Origin of the sequence: Calothrix anomala FACHB-343 (genome assembly GCF_014696435.1) — a bacterium.
GTDB lineage: Bacteria > Cyanobacteriota > Cyanobacteriia > Cyanobacteriales > Nostocaceae > Aulosira > Aulosira anomala_A.
Genome location: NZ_JACJQG010000087.1, coordinates 1 through 18,160 on the forward strand (window position 1 = coordinate 1; position 18,160 = coordinate 18,160).

The window sequence follows — 18,160 nt, forward strand, 5'->3', positions numbered from 1 at the left end:
TATTACCCGAAACTTCAGAAACCTTTATCTACCTTGCTATGATCCGTATTATGGTGAGGCGGCTAGCATAAAATTTGACCCCTAAAAACTTTTCAAACACCCTCTTAAGATTTAAAGAGCAGATGCAAGCCATCGTCAAATGGGCGATCGCCCGCGAGAGTAGAACAGTATGCGTAGCCAATGTCCACATGCTCATGGAAGCTCACTGGAATCCAGAGTTTGCTACTGTAGTCAGAAATGCAGATGTCGTTACTCCTGATGGTATGCCTTTAGTATGGATGATGCGATTGATGGGTGCGCGTTCCCAAGATCGCGTAGCGGGAATGGATATTCTCCAAGAATTATGTCAGCTAGCTCAAGCAAAAAATTTAAGCGTCTACTTTCTCGGTTCGCACACAGAAATTTTGTCGAGAATGCGAAAAAGATTAGACCAAGAATTTCCCAAATTGAAAATAGCAGCGATGGAACCTTTACCTTTTCGCCCCCTGACTGAAGCTGAAGACGCTGCTTTGAATCAAAAAATAAATGCTAGCGGTGCTGGTTTGGTATTTGTCTCTTTAGGATGTCCCAAACAAGAAAAATGGATGGCGCAACATAAAGGGAAAATCCAGGCTGTGATGATTGGTCTTGGGGGAGTATTCCCAGTTTATGCAGGCATTCACAAGCGAGCGCCAAGAATAGTGAGAGAATTAGGATTTGAGTGGCTTTATCGCTGGATTCAAGAACCACGACGGTTATGGGGACGCTATATGACAACAATTCCGCCTTTTATGTGGCTGGCAATTAAACAAATACTTTCATCCAACCGTGCTACAGAAGTCTTAGTTGACAGCACTGGAGATTGAATCATTCACTATTGTAGTAATTTATTGTTAAGCATCAGGGAAGTCCATACTGGATATCCTGCCCTTAGTCATGAACATTAAAAGCCATCTGTTAGCTATGAAAATGTTGCCAGGATATTGCTGTGGATTAACGGAAGCCACCAATAATTTTTCATCTAGTCATGTTTCATGAAAAATATTTCTTCTAGTGATAAGAATATAAAGTACTTCCGTACCGAGCATCTCAAGGCCGATCTCAAAGGTCGGTCTGTTAGGGGTGGTACCTTCACCATGATTGCCCAAATCTTCAAATTCAGCTTGAATTTGGTATCTAATACAGTGTTAGCGCGACTACTAACACCGCAAGATTATGGCTTAATTGGGATGGTGACTGCGGTTACTGGATTTGTTCTCCTGTTTAAGGATTTAGGATTATCAATGGCTACAGTCCAGAAAGAGGAGATTAATCACCAACAAGTGAGTAATCTATTTTGGATTAATGTCGCCTTGGGTCTAGTAACTGCGATCGTAACCATAGCGATCGCGCCAGCAATTGCGGGGTTTTATAATGAACCCCGTTTAATTGGGATTAGTATAGCATTAGCAACTGGGTTCATCATTGGCAGTTTGGGTGTTCAACACTCGGCATTGCTCAATCGCCAGATGGAGTTTAAAGCCCTAGTTATTAACGATCTTCTCTCAATAGTTACAGGCCTGGCAGCTGCAATTGTTGCCGCTTGGTATGGATTGAGCTACTGGGCCTTGGTAATAATGCCTTTAGTGACAGGATTGGCTAGTACTACCGGACTATGGATGGTTTGTCGTTGGCGTCCAGGTTTCCCTAGTGGAAAATCAGATACTCGCTCTATGCTAGCCTTTGGCAGGAACCTCACAAGTTTCAGTATCATGAATTACTTTTCTCGTAATTTAGATAATGTACTGATTGGGAGAGTTTGGGGTGCGCAGCAATTAGGTGTATATGCCAAAGCTTACCAGTTATTACTTTTGCCACTCCAGCAAATTAACTCGCCTATTGCGGCTGTAGCTGTACCAACCTTGAGTAGACTAACAGATTCTCCAGAACGTTATCGACAGACATATCTGCGAGTACTGGAAAAAATCAGTATGCTGACATCACCACTCGTTTTGTTCATGATTGCCACATCTGATTGGTTAATTTGGGTACTTTTAGGAAATCAATGGAGTGAAGCCAGTAATATATTTTCTATACTAGGGATTGTAGCTTTAACTCAACCTGTAGCAAATACAACTGGATGGATTTTTATTACCCAAAATCGTACTAATCATATGGTGCAATGGGGCGCGATTGGTAGCACCTTATCAGTGATTTCAATTATTGCCGGATTACCTTGGGGCGCAACAGGTGTTGCTGCGTCCTATTCTATCTCTGGACTGCTGATTCGTACCCCAATACTATTTTGGTTTGTGGGACGCGCAGGTTTCGTGAGAACCAGAGATATTTACCGTACAATGGCTCCTTCGAGCTTTGCTTCATTATGTGCCTTTTTAGTTATAGTTGCGGTTCGTCGATATATTAGTTTTCCCCATCCTGTAATTGGTCTTTTAATTACATTAAGTATAAACATAGGAATAACTTTATTAATACTTGCTGTATTACCAGCAGGAAGAAAGGCACTGCAAGATTTTAAGGATTTAATTCTTCTCATACTCAAACGTAAAAGGCAAAATATACAATGAATACATTAAGCAAAATTCGCCCTAAAGTAAAACAGGTTATTGATATTCCTGTACAAATCATAGAAAACCAAAAATTTATAGCCGAGCGCAAACATCTACGCAATCAAAGAAAAATAATTTATGCACTTACACCTCCATCTCGGCTCAGTAATGTAGGCGATCATGCTCAGGTAGTTGCAATTCGGATTTGGTTACAAAAACATTTTCCCAACTTACCAGTTATTGAGGTAGATAAAGACGAATCTAAAAGGTTTTTGCCCGCATTAAAAAAATTAACTCAGCCAGACGATCTCATATTCTTACATAGTGGAGGAAATCTAGGCGATCGCGGTATATGGTCTGAAAGTATCCGGCGTCTACTCATTACCAATTTTCCGCAAAACCAAATTATCAGCCTGCCACAAACAATATACTTTAGTGATACGCCAAAAGGCAGGAGTGAGCAAGAAAAAACACGCCAAATTTATGCAAATCATCCAAATCTTACAGTAATTGGGCGCGACCCCTGTAGTGGTGAATTAGCCAAGAATTTATTTGTCAATGCCAGAACTTTTTGTATGCCAGATTTCGTACTGTCTTTGCCTGTGAGGCAAATTAAGCAGAAGAATGATCCGCCAAAAGTACTTTTATGTTTAAGGCTTGATGATGAGTCTGCTTTAACATCTCAGCAACGACAAGCAATTGCTGAATCTTTACCTTATGAAAGCTCTTATTTTGACACAACTCTTGATACCTCAATTGCAGTGAATCAGCGTAAAGATATATTAGAAAACACTCTCGATTTATTTTCTGCTGTGGATATAGTTGTTACCGATCGCTACCACGGATTAATTTTTAGTGTTTTATGTCAAAAGCCTTGTGTTGTTTTACCAACAGTAGATCATAAATTAACTTCAGCAATGCATTGGTTTAAAGATGTATCCTTCATTCAGTTTGCAAATAATTTGGATGATGTTCCTTCATTAGTAGAAAGTGGATTAAAAATTAACAGTCGCACCACACCTAACTGGAATGCAAAATATTTTGACAATATTCCAGAAATGATAGGTCTGCAGACAATCACTAATGTTCATTGAATTTATTAGTGAATTTGGGGAAAGTCCTTAAATGCCTTCCCCGATCTATCTATCACCTAATAAACTTAATTTGCAGTTTGAAAAATATATGAACAATATATCTGAATCGCAACCGATAAATAGTAAATTAGACTGTGATAAATTTTATGTTACCCCCGATACCGTGGCTCCAGGCAGCATTTCTACACTATTTCAGACAGTAGTAGATGGTGGTTATTGTATTGGCTGTGGTGCATGTGCATCAATTCCCGGCTCACCCATTAAAATGAAATTAGATGAATACGGCCGTTTTTGTGCATCACTGGAATCATCAACTGAACACCATGATAAGAACTTATCCATACTAGATGTATGTCCATTTTCCGATACGGCTGCTAATGAAGATGAGATAGGGCAAGAACTTTTTGGTCAAAACTGTCAGCACCATAGTCGAATTGGTTATCATTTAGCAACTTATGCTGGATACGTGACTGAAAATAATTTTCGTCAACATGGTAGCTCTGGAGGAATGGGTACATGGATTGTGACTGAACTATTCAATCAGAAATTGATTGATGCAGTCATTCATGTGCATGAGCAGAAACCTTCAGAAAATGATTCCAAGCTCTTTAGTTTTAGAATTTCAGAATCGGTTGAGCAAATTCGTGCAGGTGCAAAGTCGCGTTACTATCCAGTTGAAATGTCAGAAGTATTGAGCATTGTACGTAACCGACCAGGAAGATATGCAATTGTGGGCGTTCCGTGCTTTATTAAAGCAGTTCGCTTGTTAGCCAAAAAAGATCAAGTAATCAGAGACCGCATTCATTTCTGTGTTGGTCTTGTATGTGGGCACCTTAAAAGCACTCGCTTTGCTGAGATGTTTGCTTGGCAATGTGGAATCGAGCCAGGAAAACTCCAATCTATTGACTTTCGCAAAAAAATATCAGGACAGGCTGCTAATAAGTATGGTGTTGAGGTAAGAGGAATTCAGAATGATCGGGAAGTTAGTATAAGTAAATCAAATCATGAATTCTTTGGTTTTCTTTGGGGACATGGCTTTTTTAAATATCAAGCATGTGATTATTGCGATGATGTAGTTGCTGAAACTGCCGATGTCACAGTTGGAGATGCTTGGCTTCCTAATTATGTGAAAGATAGCGAGGGAACTAATGTTGTTGTTGTACGTAATCCAGTTATCAAACATTTAATTGAGAATGGAATGAAGAGTGGTCGGCTACATTTGGATTCTATTAATGCAGATGATGTTGCTAAATCACAAGATGCTGGGTTACGTCATCGACGTGAGGGTCTAGCCTACCGTTTGTATTTGAAGGATAAAGCAAAACAATGGCGTCCCCATAAGCGCATTAAAGCAGAGGCTAATCATCTTAATATGAGGCTTAAAAAAATTTACAAACTCAGAATGCTGATGGCATCACAAAGTCATATTGCATTCCATCAAGCTATACAAATGAAAAGTTTTGATATTTTCCGAAAAATAATTGATCCTATAGTTAAAAGTTATGATTCGCTTTACAAACCACCTTTATGGCGGCGATGGCTATCACTTATTAAGAAATATCTTAAGCCCTATAGCGGTTCCTGAATTTTACAGTTTGAGTTAAATAAATTCATAAATTTAGCTAAAACTGCTTTTTTGACTTCACCAATCTCAGATATATACCAATCCCAGATAGGTCTTGAACGAAAAATTATGATGAGGAATCGCGAAGCACATTTCGCCGAGAGCATTCCCGCAGGGTAGTACAGAAAGAAAGAACAAAAAGAATATATTCACGAACAATTTTGGTTTGCTGTACTATTAGGAGATTTTATTTCCTAATTTATAAATTTATTTATCATGAACTTCCTAGGAGAATTTTATGAAAATTGCGTTTATAGTCAACAACTTTCCAGTTTTATCCCAAACTTTTATTTTAAATCAAATTACAGGATTAATAGAAAATGGTCACGAAGTAGACATTTATGCCGCCCCATCTAATGAATTAAAAATACATTCAGATATCAAAAAATTTCATCTCATTCAGCATACTTATTATTTCAGTATACCTAGCAAAAATCATGTTGTTACACTGCTGAGAAGCCTCAGATTAACATTGGTTAATTCATGGAAATATCCAATTTTAATTAACTGGCTATTCAATGGAATTAACTATACTAAACAACTTTCATTACCTGCATGGTTGATACCTTATATAGTATTACCATTTCTATCTACAAAGCAATATGACATTATTTACTGCCATTTCGGGCCAAATGGTTTAAAAGGAGCTTTACTCAAAAAACTAGGTTTAACTAAAGGAAAAGTAGTAACAACTTTTCATGGATACGATATTACGAAATATGTTGAAAAATCTAGACAAAATCCATACAAACATTTATTTGAAGTTGGAGATATATTTCTACCAATTAGCGAACATTGGAAAAACAAATTGATAGATTTAGGATGCGATGAAAAGAAAATAATTGTTCATCATATGGGAGTAGATTGCCAAAAGTTTTCTTTTACTCCACGGTATCCTAGTAATGATGGTAAAGTCAGAATAGTTTCAGTTGCAAGGTTAGTAGAAAAGAAAGGTATAGAATATGGTATTCGAGCTATTGCAAAATTGGCAAAAGCTAACCAGAGTATTGAGTATAACGTTATTGGTGATGGGCCTTTAAGAAGCGATTTAGACGATCTGATTAAACAATTAGGTGTCGAAAATACAGTAAAATTACTAGGTTGGAAAGAGCAGGATGAAGTTGTGGAAGTACTCAATAAAAGTCATGTTTTATTAGCTCCTAGTATTACTAGTCAGGATGGAGATCAGGAAGGGATTCCTGTAGTTTTGATGGAAGCTATGGCAATGGGTATTCCTGTAGTTAGTACCCAACATAGCGGAATACCAGAACTTGTGCAAGATGGGGTAACTGGTTTTTTAGCTCCAGAAAGAGATATTGATACTTTAGCCGAACAATTGAGCTATTTGATAGAACATCCAGAACTTTGGTTAGAAATGGGGAAAGCAGGCCGTAAGCATATAGAAGAATATTACAATATCCATCAACTAAATCAACAGTTAGTCAATATTTATCAACAATTACTTAGCGAATAAATGTAACTATTCCTTATTTAAATAGCTTATTTATTAAAAATTTAGAATTCTTATGATATTAAATAATACGATAGAGGAAATAAAAATGTTAGAGCAAAATGTTAATCTCAGCAAATTTGTATCAGTAATTATTCCAGTTTTTAATGATGCAGAACGCTTAAAAATTTGTTTATTAGCATTGGAACAGCAGACATACCCAAAAAATCTGTATGAGGTAATTGTAGTTGATAATGCTTCCGAGGAAGATATTAAAAGTATTGTAGAACAATTCGATCAAACTGTCTTTACACAAGAGCTAAAAACTGGTTCCTACGCGGCTCGCAATCAAGGTATTTCACTAGCAAAAGGTGAAATTTTAGCTTTTACAGATTCAGATTGTATTCCATCTACCAGTTGGATTGAAAATGGGGTGAAAACGCTAACAAGTACACCTAATTGTGGATTAGTTGCTGGAAGAATAGATCTTTTTTTCCAAAATCCAGAAAAACCAACTCCAGTAGAGCTTTACGAAAGTATTGCTATGGATTTCCCACAAGAGAGAAGCTTAAAAAAAAGTCACTATGGTGTCACAGCCAATATCTTTACCTTCAAATCTGTAATTGATACTGTTGGTTGTTTTAATGATACTCTCAAGTCTGGTGGAGATATGGAATGGGGACAGCGAGTTTTTGCTGCTGGATACCAGCAAATTTATGCAGATAGTGCTTGTATAGGGCACCCTGCTAGGTATTCATTTTCCCAACTTCATCAACGAGTTGCACGTATTGTTGGTGGACGCCACGATCGCATGATGAATACAAAACCATCATTCAAGGAAATAGGTAGAGACTTATTAGATACTTTTAAACCTCCTTTTAGAAGTTTTTATAGAATTTGGAGCGATGAGAAACTGCATGGATTTAACCAAAAATTGCAGTTTACTGGTGTCATGCTTTTTATAAGATATGTAACTATTTCTGAAAAATTAAGATTATATATGGGAGGTAAATCTAAAAGAGCTTGAATTTACTATAGCAATCCTATTTGATATATGAACAAAAGGGACAAGGATGACAAGGAAGAGAGGTATTTATAACTCATATATTGCTATATTGACTTTAAGTCTTAATTATTAGAATTAATAAATTTGATAAACTAGCAAGTTTATGGGATATTTTCTAGATAAATATTTATATTTGCATGGACTTAGCTAGAAGTAATAATAATTCCTAACTTATCTATAATTAATAATTTACTTTCCTACTAATTAAACAAGATGACATCATTCACGAAATTCTCATCTATAGAACCCAATCCGCTAGTTAGTATAGTTATAAATAACTATAACTACGATCGCTTTCTTAAGGAAGCAATAGATAGTGCATTAAACCAAACATATCAAAATATTGAAGTTGTTGTTGTTGATGATGGTTCAACAGATAATTCTCGAGAAGTTATAGCTAGTTATGGCGATCGCATTGTGCCTGTGCTCAAAGAGAATGGCGGACAATGTTCTTGCTTTAACGCAGGTTTTGCGGCTAGTTGCGGAGAAATTATTTGTTTTTTGGATGCTGATGATATTTATTTACCGGAAAAAATTGCCGAAGTTGTGGAGATATTTAAATCTTCTGAAGAAATTGGCTGGTGCTTTCACAATCTCAGGTGGGTAAATGAAAATGCAGAACTATTACCTCAATTAAGTACGCAACGCCCTACTGTTGAATGTGATTTTCGAGATTTGCTCAAATCAGGTAAGCTTCCGCCTCCTCTTCCGGCTACATCTGCTTTATGTTTCCGGAGAGAGCTATTAGCACAATTTTTGCCGAAGCCTATATCTAAAGCAGTCAAATCAACTGATTTTTATGTCAAATATATGGCAGTAGCTTTGAGCAAAGGTTCCTTCTTAGGTAAAGTGCTAGCCTTTCATAGGATACATGATAGTAATGCAGCCACTTTAAGAAAGGATAAGCACAACGTTTATACTATAAGAGCGATGGAGTTCATACTTAATGGTTCTTGGATTAAACAGGAATTTCCAGTTTTGAAAAGATTTGCTAATAAGCTAGTTTCTATTGGTATTTCTCTGCAATGGCAAAATAATAGAAAAGATATAGTAATTCAAGATTTTATTAGAAAATATATGAAATTTAGTTCATTTTTAGAACAAATAGAGATTAATTTAAGAGCATTTTATCACTATATTAAATCTACCTTGAAACCAGTTAATTAGATTTTTTTGTTGTATACATGAGTAAGTAGAAGATGAGTAAATGCATTGTTATCACTTATCCCCACTCTCTGAGTACTCCAGGTGGAGGAACCAGGAGTTGTTTGCAAATTGCTCATCAGCTACAACAGATGGGTAATGAAGTAATTATTGTCTCGGTTTCCTCTGATGCTGCTACCGATAAATTAAAAGGTAAGCCAGTACAGGTTTTACCAGCAGCACCTAGCCGCTTACATCATTTTTTAGATTCTATTCCAGTTGCGAAGATTGTCAAAAAGCTGCTGGAAGAAAAGCAAGTTGATGCGGTTTTAAGTTGGGAACATGAAGCAGCATTTTTACCGGAGGTATTAAAGTCGAAAAAAGTTGTATTTGGGATGATTGCTGCTCATCCTTCTTATACAACATGGGTACATCGACAAACGAAATTTCGTTTTATGAAGCAGTTGAGCGATCGCTGGTTTCGTTGGCGACTTTTTAAGTGTGCAGATGTGATTTTTGTCTCCTCAAATTTTACGCGCCAAGAATTGCTGAATTTATTTGCAGTCAAGGCGGAAAAAATTCAAATTACTCATCGGGGAATAGATGCTGAATTTAGCAAAGTAGCGCGATCGCCAAAACAATCAATATCTAATTTGATTTTTTACGGTTCTTTCGCTCCCCCCAAGGGAGTTTTTGATGCGATCGCAGCTTTAGGTAAAGTCGCAGCTAAAGGTTACAAGCACTGGAATCTCAAATTAGCCGGCTGGGATTACGAACAAGAAGTTAAACAAGCGATCGCCGAAAATAACATTGAAAACCAAGTATTAATGCTAGGACAGTTGAATTCGCGAGAACTGGTGCGAGAATTGTCTAATACTGAGTTAGCAATTTTACCTTCACGGATGGAATCTTTTGGCAGAGCGATCGCGGAAGCTCAAGCTTCGGGATTACCAGTGGTTTCCTATGATTGCGGTTCGATACCAGAAATTGTGGATAATGGGGTAACAGGATGGCTAGTACCAGCCGAAAGAGTAGATTTACTGGCTGATGCGATTATAGAAGCTATGGAAAATCCAGACAAGACTTTTCAAATGGGAATGGCGGGACGCGATCGCGTTATGCAAAAATTCTCTTGGGAACAAACTGCTACAGCAATCATCTCAGGTATTGAGAATGCACAGCAGCAAATAACAATTCAAAATTCAAAATTCTCTCTTGGAAAGTTCTGATCGCCGGAAGCCGGCGCTCAGACTTTCCGCAAAATTCAAAATTAAATACAGTTTTGGTCGATGATTTAGACCCCACTAGTTAGCATACCACCAACAGTCAACAGTCAACAGTCAAAAATATTCGGAGTTCACTAAGTTCATTGTGTAGTTAATTTTGTAGTCATAGTTACTGGAAATCTCAAGGAGAATGATGATTGATTTAAAGTCTCATAGTGGTATTCAAGAAACAAAATACTACTTGTCACAAATTGCCAAAAGTTGTATCTCAGCAGTCCAATCTGTTACCTATGCCGGACAAGAATATACTTGTCCTTGTTGTGAAAGCAGTTTTCGGACATTTTTAAAAGCTGGTATCAACAACAGACCAAATGCTGAATGTCCCAAATGCTTTTCTTTAGAAAGACATCGTCTGTTATGGCTATATCTGAAAAATCGTACCAATTTATTATCGGAAAATTTGAAGGTGCTGCATTTTGCACCAGAATTTCAACTCTACAGATTGATTCGCAAATTACCCAATATTGATTACCTCACGGCTGACTTATCAGCACCAAGGGTAATGGTGAATATAGATATTACAAGTATACCTTTTCCTGATGCATCTTTTGATGCAATTCTTTGCAATCACGTATTAGAACATATCCCCGATGATGGCAAAGCCATGAGGGAACTTTATAGAGTACTCAAACCAAATGGTTGGGCTATTCTCCAAGTACCCCTAGATAATAATTTAGCAGAAACATTGGAAGATCCACAGATTACTTCTGAGTCAGATAGAATCAAATTTTACGGTCAAAAAGACCACGTGCGGCTTTACGGACGAGACTATAAAAATAGGTTGGAAGCAGCAGGTTTTCAAGTCCAAGTACATGATTACATTCAAGAAATAGGCACAGATTTAGCCGAGAAATATCGCTTGGTGAGTGAAGATACTAACACCGAAGATATTTATTTTTGTACTAAATAAAGGAGCGATCAGAACATGAAGCAAGCTATCGCTGAGAACGTGTCTGCACTCCGCGTACTGTTTATTAGCCATACCTATATGGTGGGCGTTAATCAAGGTAAATTAGATGCGATCGCATCCACCGGTCAAGCAGAAGTGGGTTTGCTCGCACCTAGTACATGGCAAGCTTTTGCCTGGGGAAAGCGGATGCAATTGGAAATGCCTTTTCCCCGCATTCGGATGTTCCCTACCAAGGTGTTTTTTGATGGGCGCAGTACGGCATATTTTCATCCACCGCTAGCTACTCTGCGCGCCATCCGCGATTTTCAACCAGATATTTTACAAGTTGAACAAGAAATACTCGCAGTATCTGCATTTGAGATGGCACTGTGGGCTAGACTCACAGGTAAAGCATTGGTTGTGTTTTGTTGGGAAAATATTGACCGTAAGTTGCCTTGGTATCGCGCTTTAATGTATAATTTCGTACTGAAATCAGCCAAATTGATTATTGCTGGTAACCAAGAGGGTGCAGACATTATCCGCAAATGGGGCTATCAGGGTAAAATTGCCGTCATGCCCCAGCTGGGAGTAGACAATAAGTTCTTTGCTCCCCAAGCAAACAAACAGCCTAATGAGGAATTCCGCATAGGTTTTGTTGGTCGCTTGGTCTATGAAAAAGGCATTGATTTAATCTTACAAGCTGCCAAACAACTGCGCGATCGCGGTTATGCATTTAAAGTTGTATTGTGTGGGACTGGTAATTATGAAACAGAACTCCGCCAAGAAGCACAAAAGCAACAAATAGAAGACTTGGTAGTTTGGCAAGGTGCAGTCCGCCACGATGAAGTACCCCAGGTTATGAATCAGTTTGATGTCCTGGTGTTACCCTCTCGCAGTATCCCCACCTGGAAAGAACAATTTGGTCATGTACTGATTGAGGCAATGGCGATGGGAATTCCCGTAGTTGGCTCAACTTGCGGTGAAATTCCTAATGTAATTGGGCGTTCTGATTTAGTGTTTCCCCAAGGAGATGCAGCAGCCCTAGCTGCTATTTTAGAACGCATGATGCGTGAACCCAATTGGTGGCAAGCAGCAGGACAATACAGTTTGCAAAGAGTGGAACAACACTATACCCACGAAAGTATTGCCCAAAAATTAATTAACCTCTGGTATCAGATCGTCAATCTAGATCATCCACAGGCAGTACAACAAGATCCACAAAACCACGACCGAGCGACTGTTTGAGCAGTACAATACCTAAAATTAACCAGCAAGAGAATTAAAATGCGTGTAGTAATTGTCCGCAGACTACCTAAAGCCTCCTTTAGTATGGATGTTTATGCTGATGGTTTGGTGAGCGGACTCAAAGCTGTTCGCCCAGATTGGGAAATTATTGAATTAACTCCTAATTCTTATTCTCTGACTAACAAAAAAACTTCTTGGCTCCAAGGAATTGAGAAATATTATCAGCGTTATTGGCGCTATCCTGCCACAGTTAAACAACAGGTAGCTGATATTTTTCATATTATTGACCACAGTGATGCTCATATAGTCCAGTGGTTGGGGGGAAATCAGCAACCTGTAGTGGTTACTTGCCACGACCTGATAAATTTCATTTACCCAGAAAATATTCAAGATCAGGCCAAACTACCACTTGTGAGCATGACTGCTTGGAAGTATGCCATCAAAGGACTCAAACAGAGCGATCGCATTATTTGCGTCTCTAACCATACAGCCAAAGATGCAACGCAACTGTTACATACACCAACAGAACGCTTAAAAGTCGTTCACAATGGGGTGGAGCCAGATTTTTATCCCTTACCAGCCGAAGAAATAGCCGCTTTTCGTCAGCAGCAGAGATTAACACCAAATACCCTGTGTTTGCTTAACGTCGGCTCAAATCATCCCCGCAAAAATGTGGCAACCATACTGCAAGTTTTAGAAATCTTGAATTCTCAAGGGATGGATGTTCATTTTTGGAAAACAGGCGCAGACTTTACCGACGAACAAAAAACATTTATCCAGAAACACAACCTTACCCCTTGTATCACCTACTTAGGTAAGCCAGATAAAAATACACTCAGACAAATTTATAATGCAGCTGACATCTTGTTAGCACCTTCAATATATGAAGGTTTTGGCATCACTATTTTAGAAGCAATGGCTTGCAAAACAGCCGTGATTAGCTCTAATGCCACTTCCTTACCAGAAGTAGTTGGGGATGCAGGAATTTTAGTTGAGCCTTTAGATGTGCAAGCTATGGTTGAAGCCATACAACGCATTCAGCAAGATTCTCACTACCATCAACAACTGATTCAGCAAGGATTAGTCAGGGTAAAAAACTTTACTTGGGAAAAAGCAGCTGCTCAAGTGGCTGAAGTTTACGAAAGTTTGCTGGGCTTGCAGCGAGATGATTCTTTACAACAATCTAGAGTCTAGGTATGGAAAATCCACAAAAACCCTTAAAAGTTCTCCTTTCTGCCTATGCTTGCCGTCCGGATATGGGTTCGGAACCGGGTGTTGGTTGGAATATGGCGCGAGAATTGGTCAAAGATAACCAAATTTGGGTCATCACTCGTGCTGAAAATCGCCCCCCGATTGAGGCGGAACTGGCAGAAAATCCGATTCCCAATTTAACAGTACTTTACTACGATCTGCCAGCTTGGGCGCGGTGGTGGAAAGGCAAGAGCCGAGGCGTACATTTGCACCATTACCTCTGGCAAATTGGCGTTTACTTCTTGGTACAAAATTTACATCGCCAAATTAATTTTGATTTGGTACATCATGTTACCTACGGTAGGTATTCAGCCCCTAGTTTTCTCTCTTTACTACCCATACCATTTGTTTGGGGGCCTGTAGGCGGTGGTGAATCTGCACCCCAGCCTTTCTGGCAAGATTTTAGCCCTGGTAATAAAATTTACGAGATTTTCCGGAATATTGCTGCCTGGGTAGGCGAGCGCGACCCCTTTGTGCATCTCACAGTCAAGCGCAGCCAAGTCGCAATTGTTGCCACACCAGAAACCTCCGCCCGCGTTAGTGCCCTTGGTGCCAAGCGAATTGAGGTAATTTACGGACAAACTGGTATTAATCAACAAGAAATTACAAAGTTGGGACAGCTACCAGTAGGTTCATCGGCAACGGCGATTCGCTTTATTAGTATTGGCAGATTATTACATTGGAAAGGCTTTCACTTAGGTTTGCGGGCTTTTGCTCAAGCTAACCTAGCAGAAGGCGAATTTTGGATTGTCGGTGACGGGCCGGAAAGAAAGCGCTTAGAAGCCCTATGTCAAGAATTGCAAATTAGCGATCGCGTGCGTTTTTTTGGCAACCAACCACGAGATTTAACCCTAGCTAAATTGGGCGAATGCGATGTTCTCGTACACCCCAGCTTGCATGATTTTTCCCCCACAGTTTGCCTAGAAGCAATGGCAGCTAATCGCCCAGTCATCTGTTTAGAATTAGGCGGCCCGGCAACTCAAATCACCGCCGAAACTGGATTTAAAATTCCCGCCCACAACCCCCAACAAGCAGTGTTAGACATGGCCAAAGTCATGCAACGTTTAGCGGCAGAACCAGACTTAAGAGTGCGCATGGGCACAGCAGGTAGGCAAAGAGTTAACCAACTCTACAGTTGGGAAATGAAAGGTAAGTTTTTCCGGAAAATCTATACAGAAATCATCCATCAGGGGGCTTAAATGCGGATTCTCAGCGTACACAACCGCTATCAAATTCGCGGTGGCGAAGATGAGTCTCGCCAAGCCGAGGAAAATATGCTGCGAGAAATGGGGCATCAAGTAACAGTCTATGAGGAACACAACGATCGCGTTGCTCAAATGAGTCAGTTACAAGTAGCATCCCGGACAATTTGGTCGTCCGAAGCCTATCAAATTGTCCAAAATCAACTCAAACAACAGCCCCAGGATATCGTTCATGTCCAGAATTTTTTTCCCTTAATTTCTCCCTCAATTTATTATGCTGCCAAATCTGAGGGTGTACCTGTAGTCCAAACCCTGCGGAACTATCGCTTACTTTGCCCCAATGGCTTATTTTTTCGCGATGGGCAGGTTTGTGAGGACTGTATGGGGAAATTTGTCCCGTTACCGGGCGTTATACATGGTTGTTACCGCGATAACCATCTCGCCAGCGCCACTGTCGCTACCATGCTAACAGTCCACCGGACTCTGGGGACTTGGACAAAAATGGTTGATGTGTTCATTACCTTAACCGAGTTTGCCCGCCAGAAATTTATTGCCGGGGGTTTACCCGCAGACAAAATCTTCGTCAAATCTAACTTTATTCATCCCGATCCCCAACCAGGGGAGGGTAAGGGAAACTATGCTGTCTTTGTCGGGAGGTTATCTGAAGAAAAAGGGTTAGATACCTTACTAGCAGCTTGGCAGCAATTACCCGTAAAACTACCGCTAAAAATTATTGGCGACGGGCCTTTAACGGCAAAATTGACCGCAGATACCCAAAATATGCCAGAAATTGAGTTATTGGGGCGGAAACCCATGTCAGAGGTTTATGACTTAATTGGCGAAGCAAAGTTTTTAATCTTTCCCTCCAATTGGTACGAAACCTTTGGTAGGGTAGCAGTTGAAGCCTTTGCTAAGGGAACCCCAGTAATAGCCGCTGATATTGGCGCGATCGCCGAATTAGTCGAACATAATCGTACCGGACTCAAGTTTATGCCCAGCAACTCAGCAGATTTAGCAGCTAAAGTTACTTGGCTCCTAGAACATCCCCAAGAATTAAATCAAATGCGCCAAGAAGTTAGAATAGAATACGAAACAAAATATACAATCAAACAAAATTATCACAAACTCCTAGAAATCTACGATCTAGTTCGCAAAGTTTAAATAGTCGTCATAATATGCATCTAGCAATTCTATTTTATCTGCGAATAAACGGGACAAGGAGGAGCCACTGCGTTGCGCCGGTTCCCCGCGTTGTAGCAAGTGGCGTGACAAGGGGAAAAGGAGGACAAAGAAGATAACTATTTTTCACTTCTAATTAACTTTTTGACTTTTGACTTTTGACTTTTGACTTTTGACTTCCGCATAGCGGTACTAGCCCCTCCTCATGCTGAAAAATTCTGTAATTATAGTCCTAGCCTTTGCTAGTGCTTTTTTTCCAAGACTTCTAGATGCTGTTGGTTTCCCTCCATTAATAAATTTTGCTCACCTCATATTAATTCCCTTAATTTCCTTCTACATCATTGCCAAGACTCATACCAGATTGCGCGTGAATAGAGTCTTAGAAATGCTCGCTGGCTTGATGTTATTGTTCACTATTATAGTTGCTAGCGCCTTACTCAATAAAGCAGGCTTGATCAACGTATTGCTCGACTTTCTTTTACGTGCTGAATGGTTGATTTTCTTACTAGCAATAATTAGTATTAATCCATCAGCCAAAAGTTTAAAAGCTTTACGTTTTTGGTTTTTATCATTTGCTTTTATCAATATCTTGTTTGCCTATGTCCAAAAATTTATTCTGCGTTGGGATGCAGGTAAAGCCGCAGGCGGTGACTATATAACTGGGGTTTTTTTAGGACAAGGGGCGGGTTGTGACGTATCCTCCGGTGTTTCCATTATTTTTGCAATTTATTATTTTACAAGTTCAACTAAAAATCCCCTATGGATACGCATAGCTGTATGTACAGCAGCCATTATTCATATTTTTATTACTGATGCAAAATCACACTTTTTGGTATTTTTAATTGCTTTTCTCTTCTTAATGTTAACTAAAGTCAAATTAAGTATCAAAAGTATTACTGAAGTTGCTAAATATGGACTAATTACTGCTTTTGCTGCCGGTGGAGTCTACCTAGCATCTCAAACTGTAGCGCGATCGCTATTAATTTTTGCCGATCCTCAGAAAATGCAAGATGGTTGGAGCCTAAAATCATGCGTATTCCGGATTATTCCCTCTCACTATGAAACAGTTTTAAATTGGTTCCTTGGTTTGGGGCCGGGACACACTGTTGGCAGATTAGGGGGATGGTTTCTCAAAGACTATGCCAGCTTATTATCTCCCTTAGGAGCCACAATATCTCCCGTCAGCCAGCAAATCTGGGATGCTGTGTGGTCTACTTGGATTGGCCCGAGAAGTCGTCTGTGGTCTCCATTCTTTGGTTGGGCTGGTATCTGGGGAGATTGGGGATTATTAGGTTTAGCCGCTTTTTTGTTGGTGATGTATATTGCTTGGCGCAGGTTTTGTATAGATGATGCTTCTCGGCTGATTCTCCTGAGTGTTGCGAGTTTTGGCTTGATTTTTACGCAAATGGAAGAACCAGGATACGTCATCTCTGTAGCAGCAATTATTGGTCTACGATGGCAGGAAGTACAAATTGCTACGCCCAAAGTTCAGTCAATGCCTAGTTTTGCCTTACGCACGAGAAGCTTACAACGCGGGTAATTACCTAGCAAATTAGGCATCTGGCTCCAGTAGAGGAAAAAATTGAGATTTCTGCAAAAACAATGCTCAAACTACTTGACATCTACTGGGGAGTGACTGCTATATTATCTAAAGTGTTCAGTTTTGGGGCGTAGCCAAGCGGTAAGGCAGCGGGTTTTGGTCCCGCCATTCCTAGGTTCGAATCCTAGCGCCCCAGTTAAATACCAGTGAAGGTAAGATAAACCTCAGATGGTTAACTTGTAATCTTCAAATTCTTGAAAACCAGGCGATAAGCTTGGTTTAGTTTTTAATGCTACCTAATTATATAAAGTTGTCGGGAAAAGCCATTCCTTCTGGAGATGGGATGAAAAACACCCCCATAGCCTTGACTGATGACTGATGACTGATGACGGTTAACTGTCAACCGTCAACCGTCAACCGTCAACTGTCAACTGTCAACTGTCAACTGTCAACCGTCAACCGTCAACCGTCAACATGAAATCCCATACCATTCTGGGGGTGGGATGAGCTTAACTCTGTACTTTTGGGAAATGCTGAGTGCGGCTTGCGGAACACAATGTGGCGAAAGTGTATCTTGTACCTATATGTAGTTATGCGGAGATTGGCTACCTGCTCTAAAAAAAATTTATATACTAGTCTTAGATCGTAATTGTCAGCAGTTAATTC

14 protein-coding genes and 1 tRNA gene are annotated in these 18,160 nt (G+C 39.6%); all 15 read left to right on the forward strand.

Going from position 1 to position 18,160, the window contains the following annotated elements; all coding sequences use genetic code 11:
- Window positions 1–74: 74 nt before the first annotated feature.
- Window positions 75–845, forward strand: a complete 771-nt coding sequence (locus H6G08_RS32590; RefSeq protein ID WP_242046365.1) for a WecB/TagA/CpsF family glycosyltransferase — start codon at window positions 75–77, stop codon at window positions 843–845.
- 168 nt (window positions 846–1,013) lie between these two features.
- Window positions 1,014–2,543: a lipopolysaccharide biosynthesis protein gene (locus tag H6G08_RS32595; protein WP_190550773.1), complete on the forward strand. Its 1,530-nt coding sequence runs from the start codon at window positions 1,014–1,016 to the stop codon at window positions 2,541–2,543.
- Entirely contained in the window at window positions 2,540–3,619 is a 1,080-nt protein-coding gene (locus H6G08_RS32600) for a polysaccharide pyruvyl transferase family protein (protein WP_190550775.1), read from the forward strand. The genes H6G08_RS32595 and H6G08_RS32600 overlap by 4 nt, the downstream gene beginning before the upstream one ends.
- A 31-nt stretch (window positions 3,620–3,650) precedes the next feature.
- Window positions 3,651–5,204 carry a Coenzyme F420 hydrogenase/dehydrogenase, beta subunit C-terminal domain gene (locus H6G08_RS32605; protein ID WP_242046366.1) on the forward strand — a complete coding sequence of 518 codons (1,554 nt, stop codon included), beginning with the start codon at window positions 3,651–3,653 and terminating at the stop codon, window positions 5,202–5,204.
- Window positions 5,205–5,481: 277 nt separating this feature from the next.
- The gene (locus H6G08_RS32610; protein WP_190550777.1) at window positions 5,482–6,717 is read left to right on the forward strand and encodes a glycosyltransferase; all 1,236 of its coding nucleotides are present in this window, start codon (window positions 5,482–5,484) and stop codon (window positions 6,715–6,717) included.
- A gap of 85 nt (window positions 6,718–6,802) precedes the next feature.
- Complete coding sequence (locus tag H6G08_RS32615; RefSeq protein ID WP_190550779.1) at window positions 6,803–7,720, forward strand: glycosyltransferase family 2 protein; 918 nt, start codon at window positions 6,803–6,805, stop codon at window positions 7,718–7,720.
- A 252-nt stretch (window positions 7,721–7,972) separates the two neighbouring features.
- Window positions 7,973–8,926, forward strand: a complete 954-nt coding sequence (locus tag H6G08_RS32620; RefSeq protein WP_190550781.1) for a glycosyltransferase family 2 protein — start codon at window positions 7,973–7,975, stop codon at window positions 8,924–8,926.
- Between the two features lie 32 nt (window positions 8,927–8,958).
- Window positions 8,959–10,131, forward strand: coding sequence for a glycosyltransferase family 4 protein (locus tag H6G08_RS32625; protein WP_190550783.1), 1,173 nt, complete (start codon window positions 8,959–8,961; stop codon window positions 10,129–10,131).
- A gap of 187 nt (window positions 10,132–10,318) precedes the next feature.
- Window positions 10,319–11,098: a class I SAM-dependent methyltransferase gene (locus H6G08_RS32630; protein ID WP_190550785.1), complete on the forward strand. Its 780-nt coding sequence runs from the start codon at window positions 10,319–10,321 to the stop codon at window positions 11,096–11,098.
- A 15-nt stretch (window positions 11,099–11,113) separates the two neighbouring features.
- Complete coding sequence (locus H6G08_RS32635; RefSeq protein WP_190550787.1) at window positions 11,114–12,322, forward strand: glycosyltransferase; 1,209 nt, start codon at window positions 11,114–11,116, stop codon at window positions 12,320–12,322.
- Window positions 12,323–12,361: 39 nt separating this feature from the next.
- A complete protein-coding gene (locus H6G08_RS32640; RefSeq protein WP_190550789.1) occupies window positions 12,362–13,516 on the forward strand; it encodes a glycosyltransferase family 4 protein in 1,155 nt (384 codons plus the stop codon).
- A 2-nt stretch (window positions 13,517–13,518) separates the two neighbouring features.
- Window positions 13,519–14,772 (forward strand): glycosyltransferase family 4 protein, encoded by a 1,254-nt coding sequence (locus tag H6G08_RS32645; RefSeq protein ID WP_190550791.1) that lies wholly within the window; start codon window positions 13,519–13,521, stop codon window positions 14,770–14,772.
- Window positions 14,773–15,936 carry a glycosyltransferase gene (locus tag H6G08_RS32650; RefSeq protein WP_190550794.1) on the forward strand — a complete coding sequence of 388 codons (1,164 nt, stop codon included), beginning with the start codon at window positions 14,773–14,775 and terminating at the stop codon, window positions 15,934–15,936.
- Window positions 15,937–16,159: 223 nt separating this feature from the next.
- Window positions 16,160–17,494, forward strand: a complete 1,335-nt coding sequence (locus H6G08_RS32655) for a hypothetical protein (protein ID WP_190550796.1) — start codon at window positions 16,160–16,162, stop codon at window positions 17,492–17,494.
- A 124-nt stretch (window positions 17,495–17,618) separates the two neighbouring features.
- Window positions 17,619–17,690 (forward strand) — tRNA-Gln (locus H6G08_RS32660).
- Window positions 17,691–18,160: the final 470 nt, after the last annotated feature.

Bases quoted from the DNA above. Each gene is read 5' to 3' on its own strand.
- H6G08_RS32595 (WP_190550773.1), top strand. From the start codon at position 1,014: ATGAAAAATATTTCTTCTAGTGATAAGAATATAAAGTACTTCCGTACC.
- H6G08_RS32600 (WP_190550775.1), top strand. From the start codon at position 2,540: ATGAATACATTAAGCAAAATTCGCCCTAAAGTAAAACAGGTTATTGAT.
- H6G08_RS32605 (WP_242046366.1), top strand. From the start codon at position 3,651: ATGCCTTCCCCGATCTATCTATCACCTAATAAACTTAATTTGCAGTTT.
- H6G08_RS32610 (WP_190550777.1), top strand. From the start codon at position 5,482: ATGAAAATTGCGTTTATAGTCAACAACTTTCCAGTTTTATCCCAAACT.
- H6G08_RS32615 (WP_190550779.1), top strand. From the start codon at position 6,803: ATGTTAGAGCAAAATGTTAATCTCAGCAAATTTGTATCAGTAATTATT.
- H6G08_RS32620 (WP_190550781.1), top strand. From the start codon at position 7,973: ATGACATCATTCACGAAATTCTCATCTATAGAACCCAATCCGCTAGTT.
- H6G08_RS32625 (WP_190550783.1), top strand. From the start codon at position 8,959: ATGAGTAAATGCATTGTTATCACTTATCCCCACTCTCTGAGTACTCCA.
- H6G08_RS32630 (WP_190550785.1), top strand. From the start codon at position 10,319: ATGATGATTGATTTAAAGTCTCATAGTGGTATTCAAGAAACAAAATAC.
- H6G08_RS32635 (WP_190550787.1), top strand. From the start codon at position 11,114: ATGAAGCAAGCTATCGCTGAGAACGTGTCTGCACTCCGCGTACTGTTT.
- H6G08_RS32640 (WP_190550789.1), top strand. From the start codon at position 12,362: ATGCGTGTAGTAATTGTCCGCAGACTACCTAAAGCCTCCTTTAGTATG.
- H6G08_RS32645 (WP_190550791.1), top strand. From the start codon at position 13,519: ATGGAAAATCCACAAAAACCCTTAAAAGTTCTCCTTTCTGCCTATGCT.
- H6G08_RS32650 (WP_190550794.1), top strand. From the start codon at position 14,773: ATGCGGATTCTCAGCGTACACAACCGCTATCAAATTCGCGGTGGCGAA.
- H6G08_RS32655 (WP_190550796.1), top strand. From the start codon at position 16,160: ATGCTGAAAAATTCTGTAATTATAGTCCTAGCCTTTGCTAGTGCTTTT.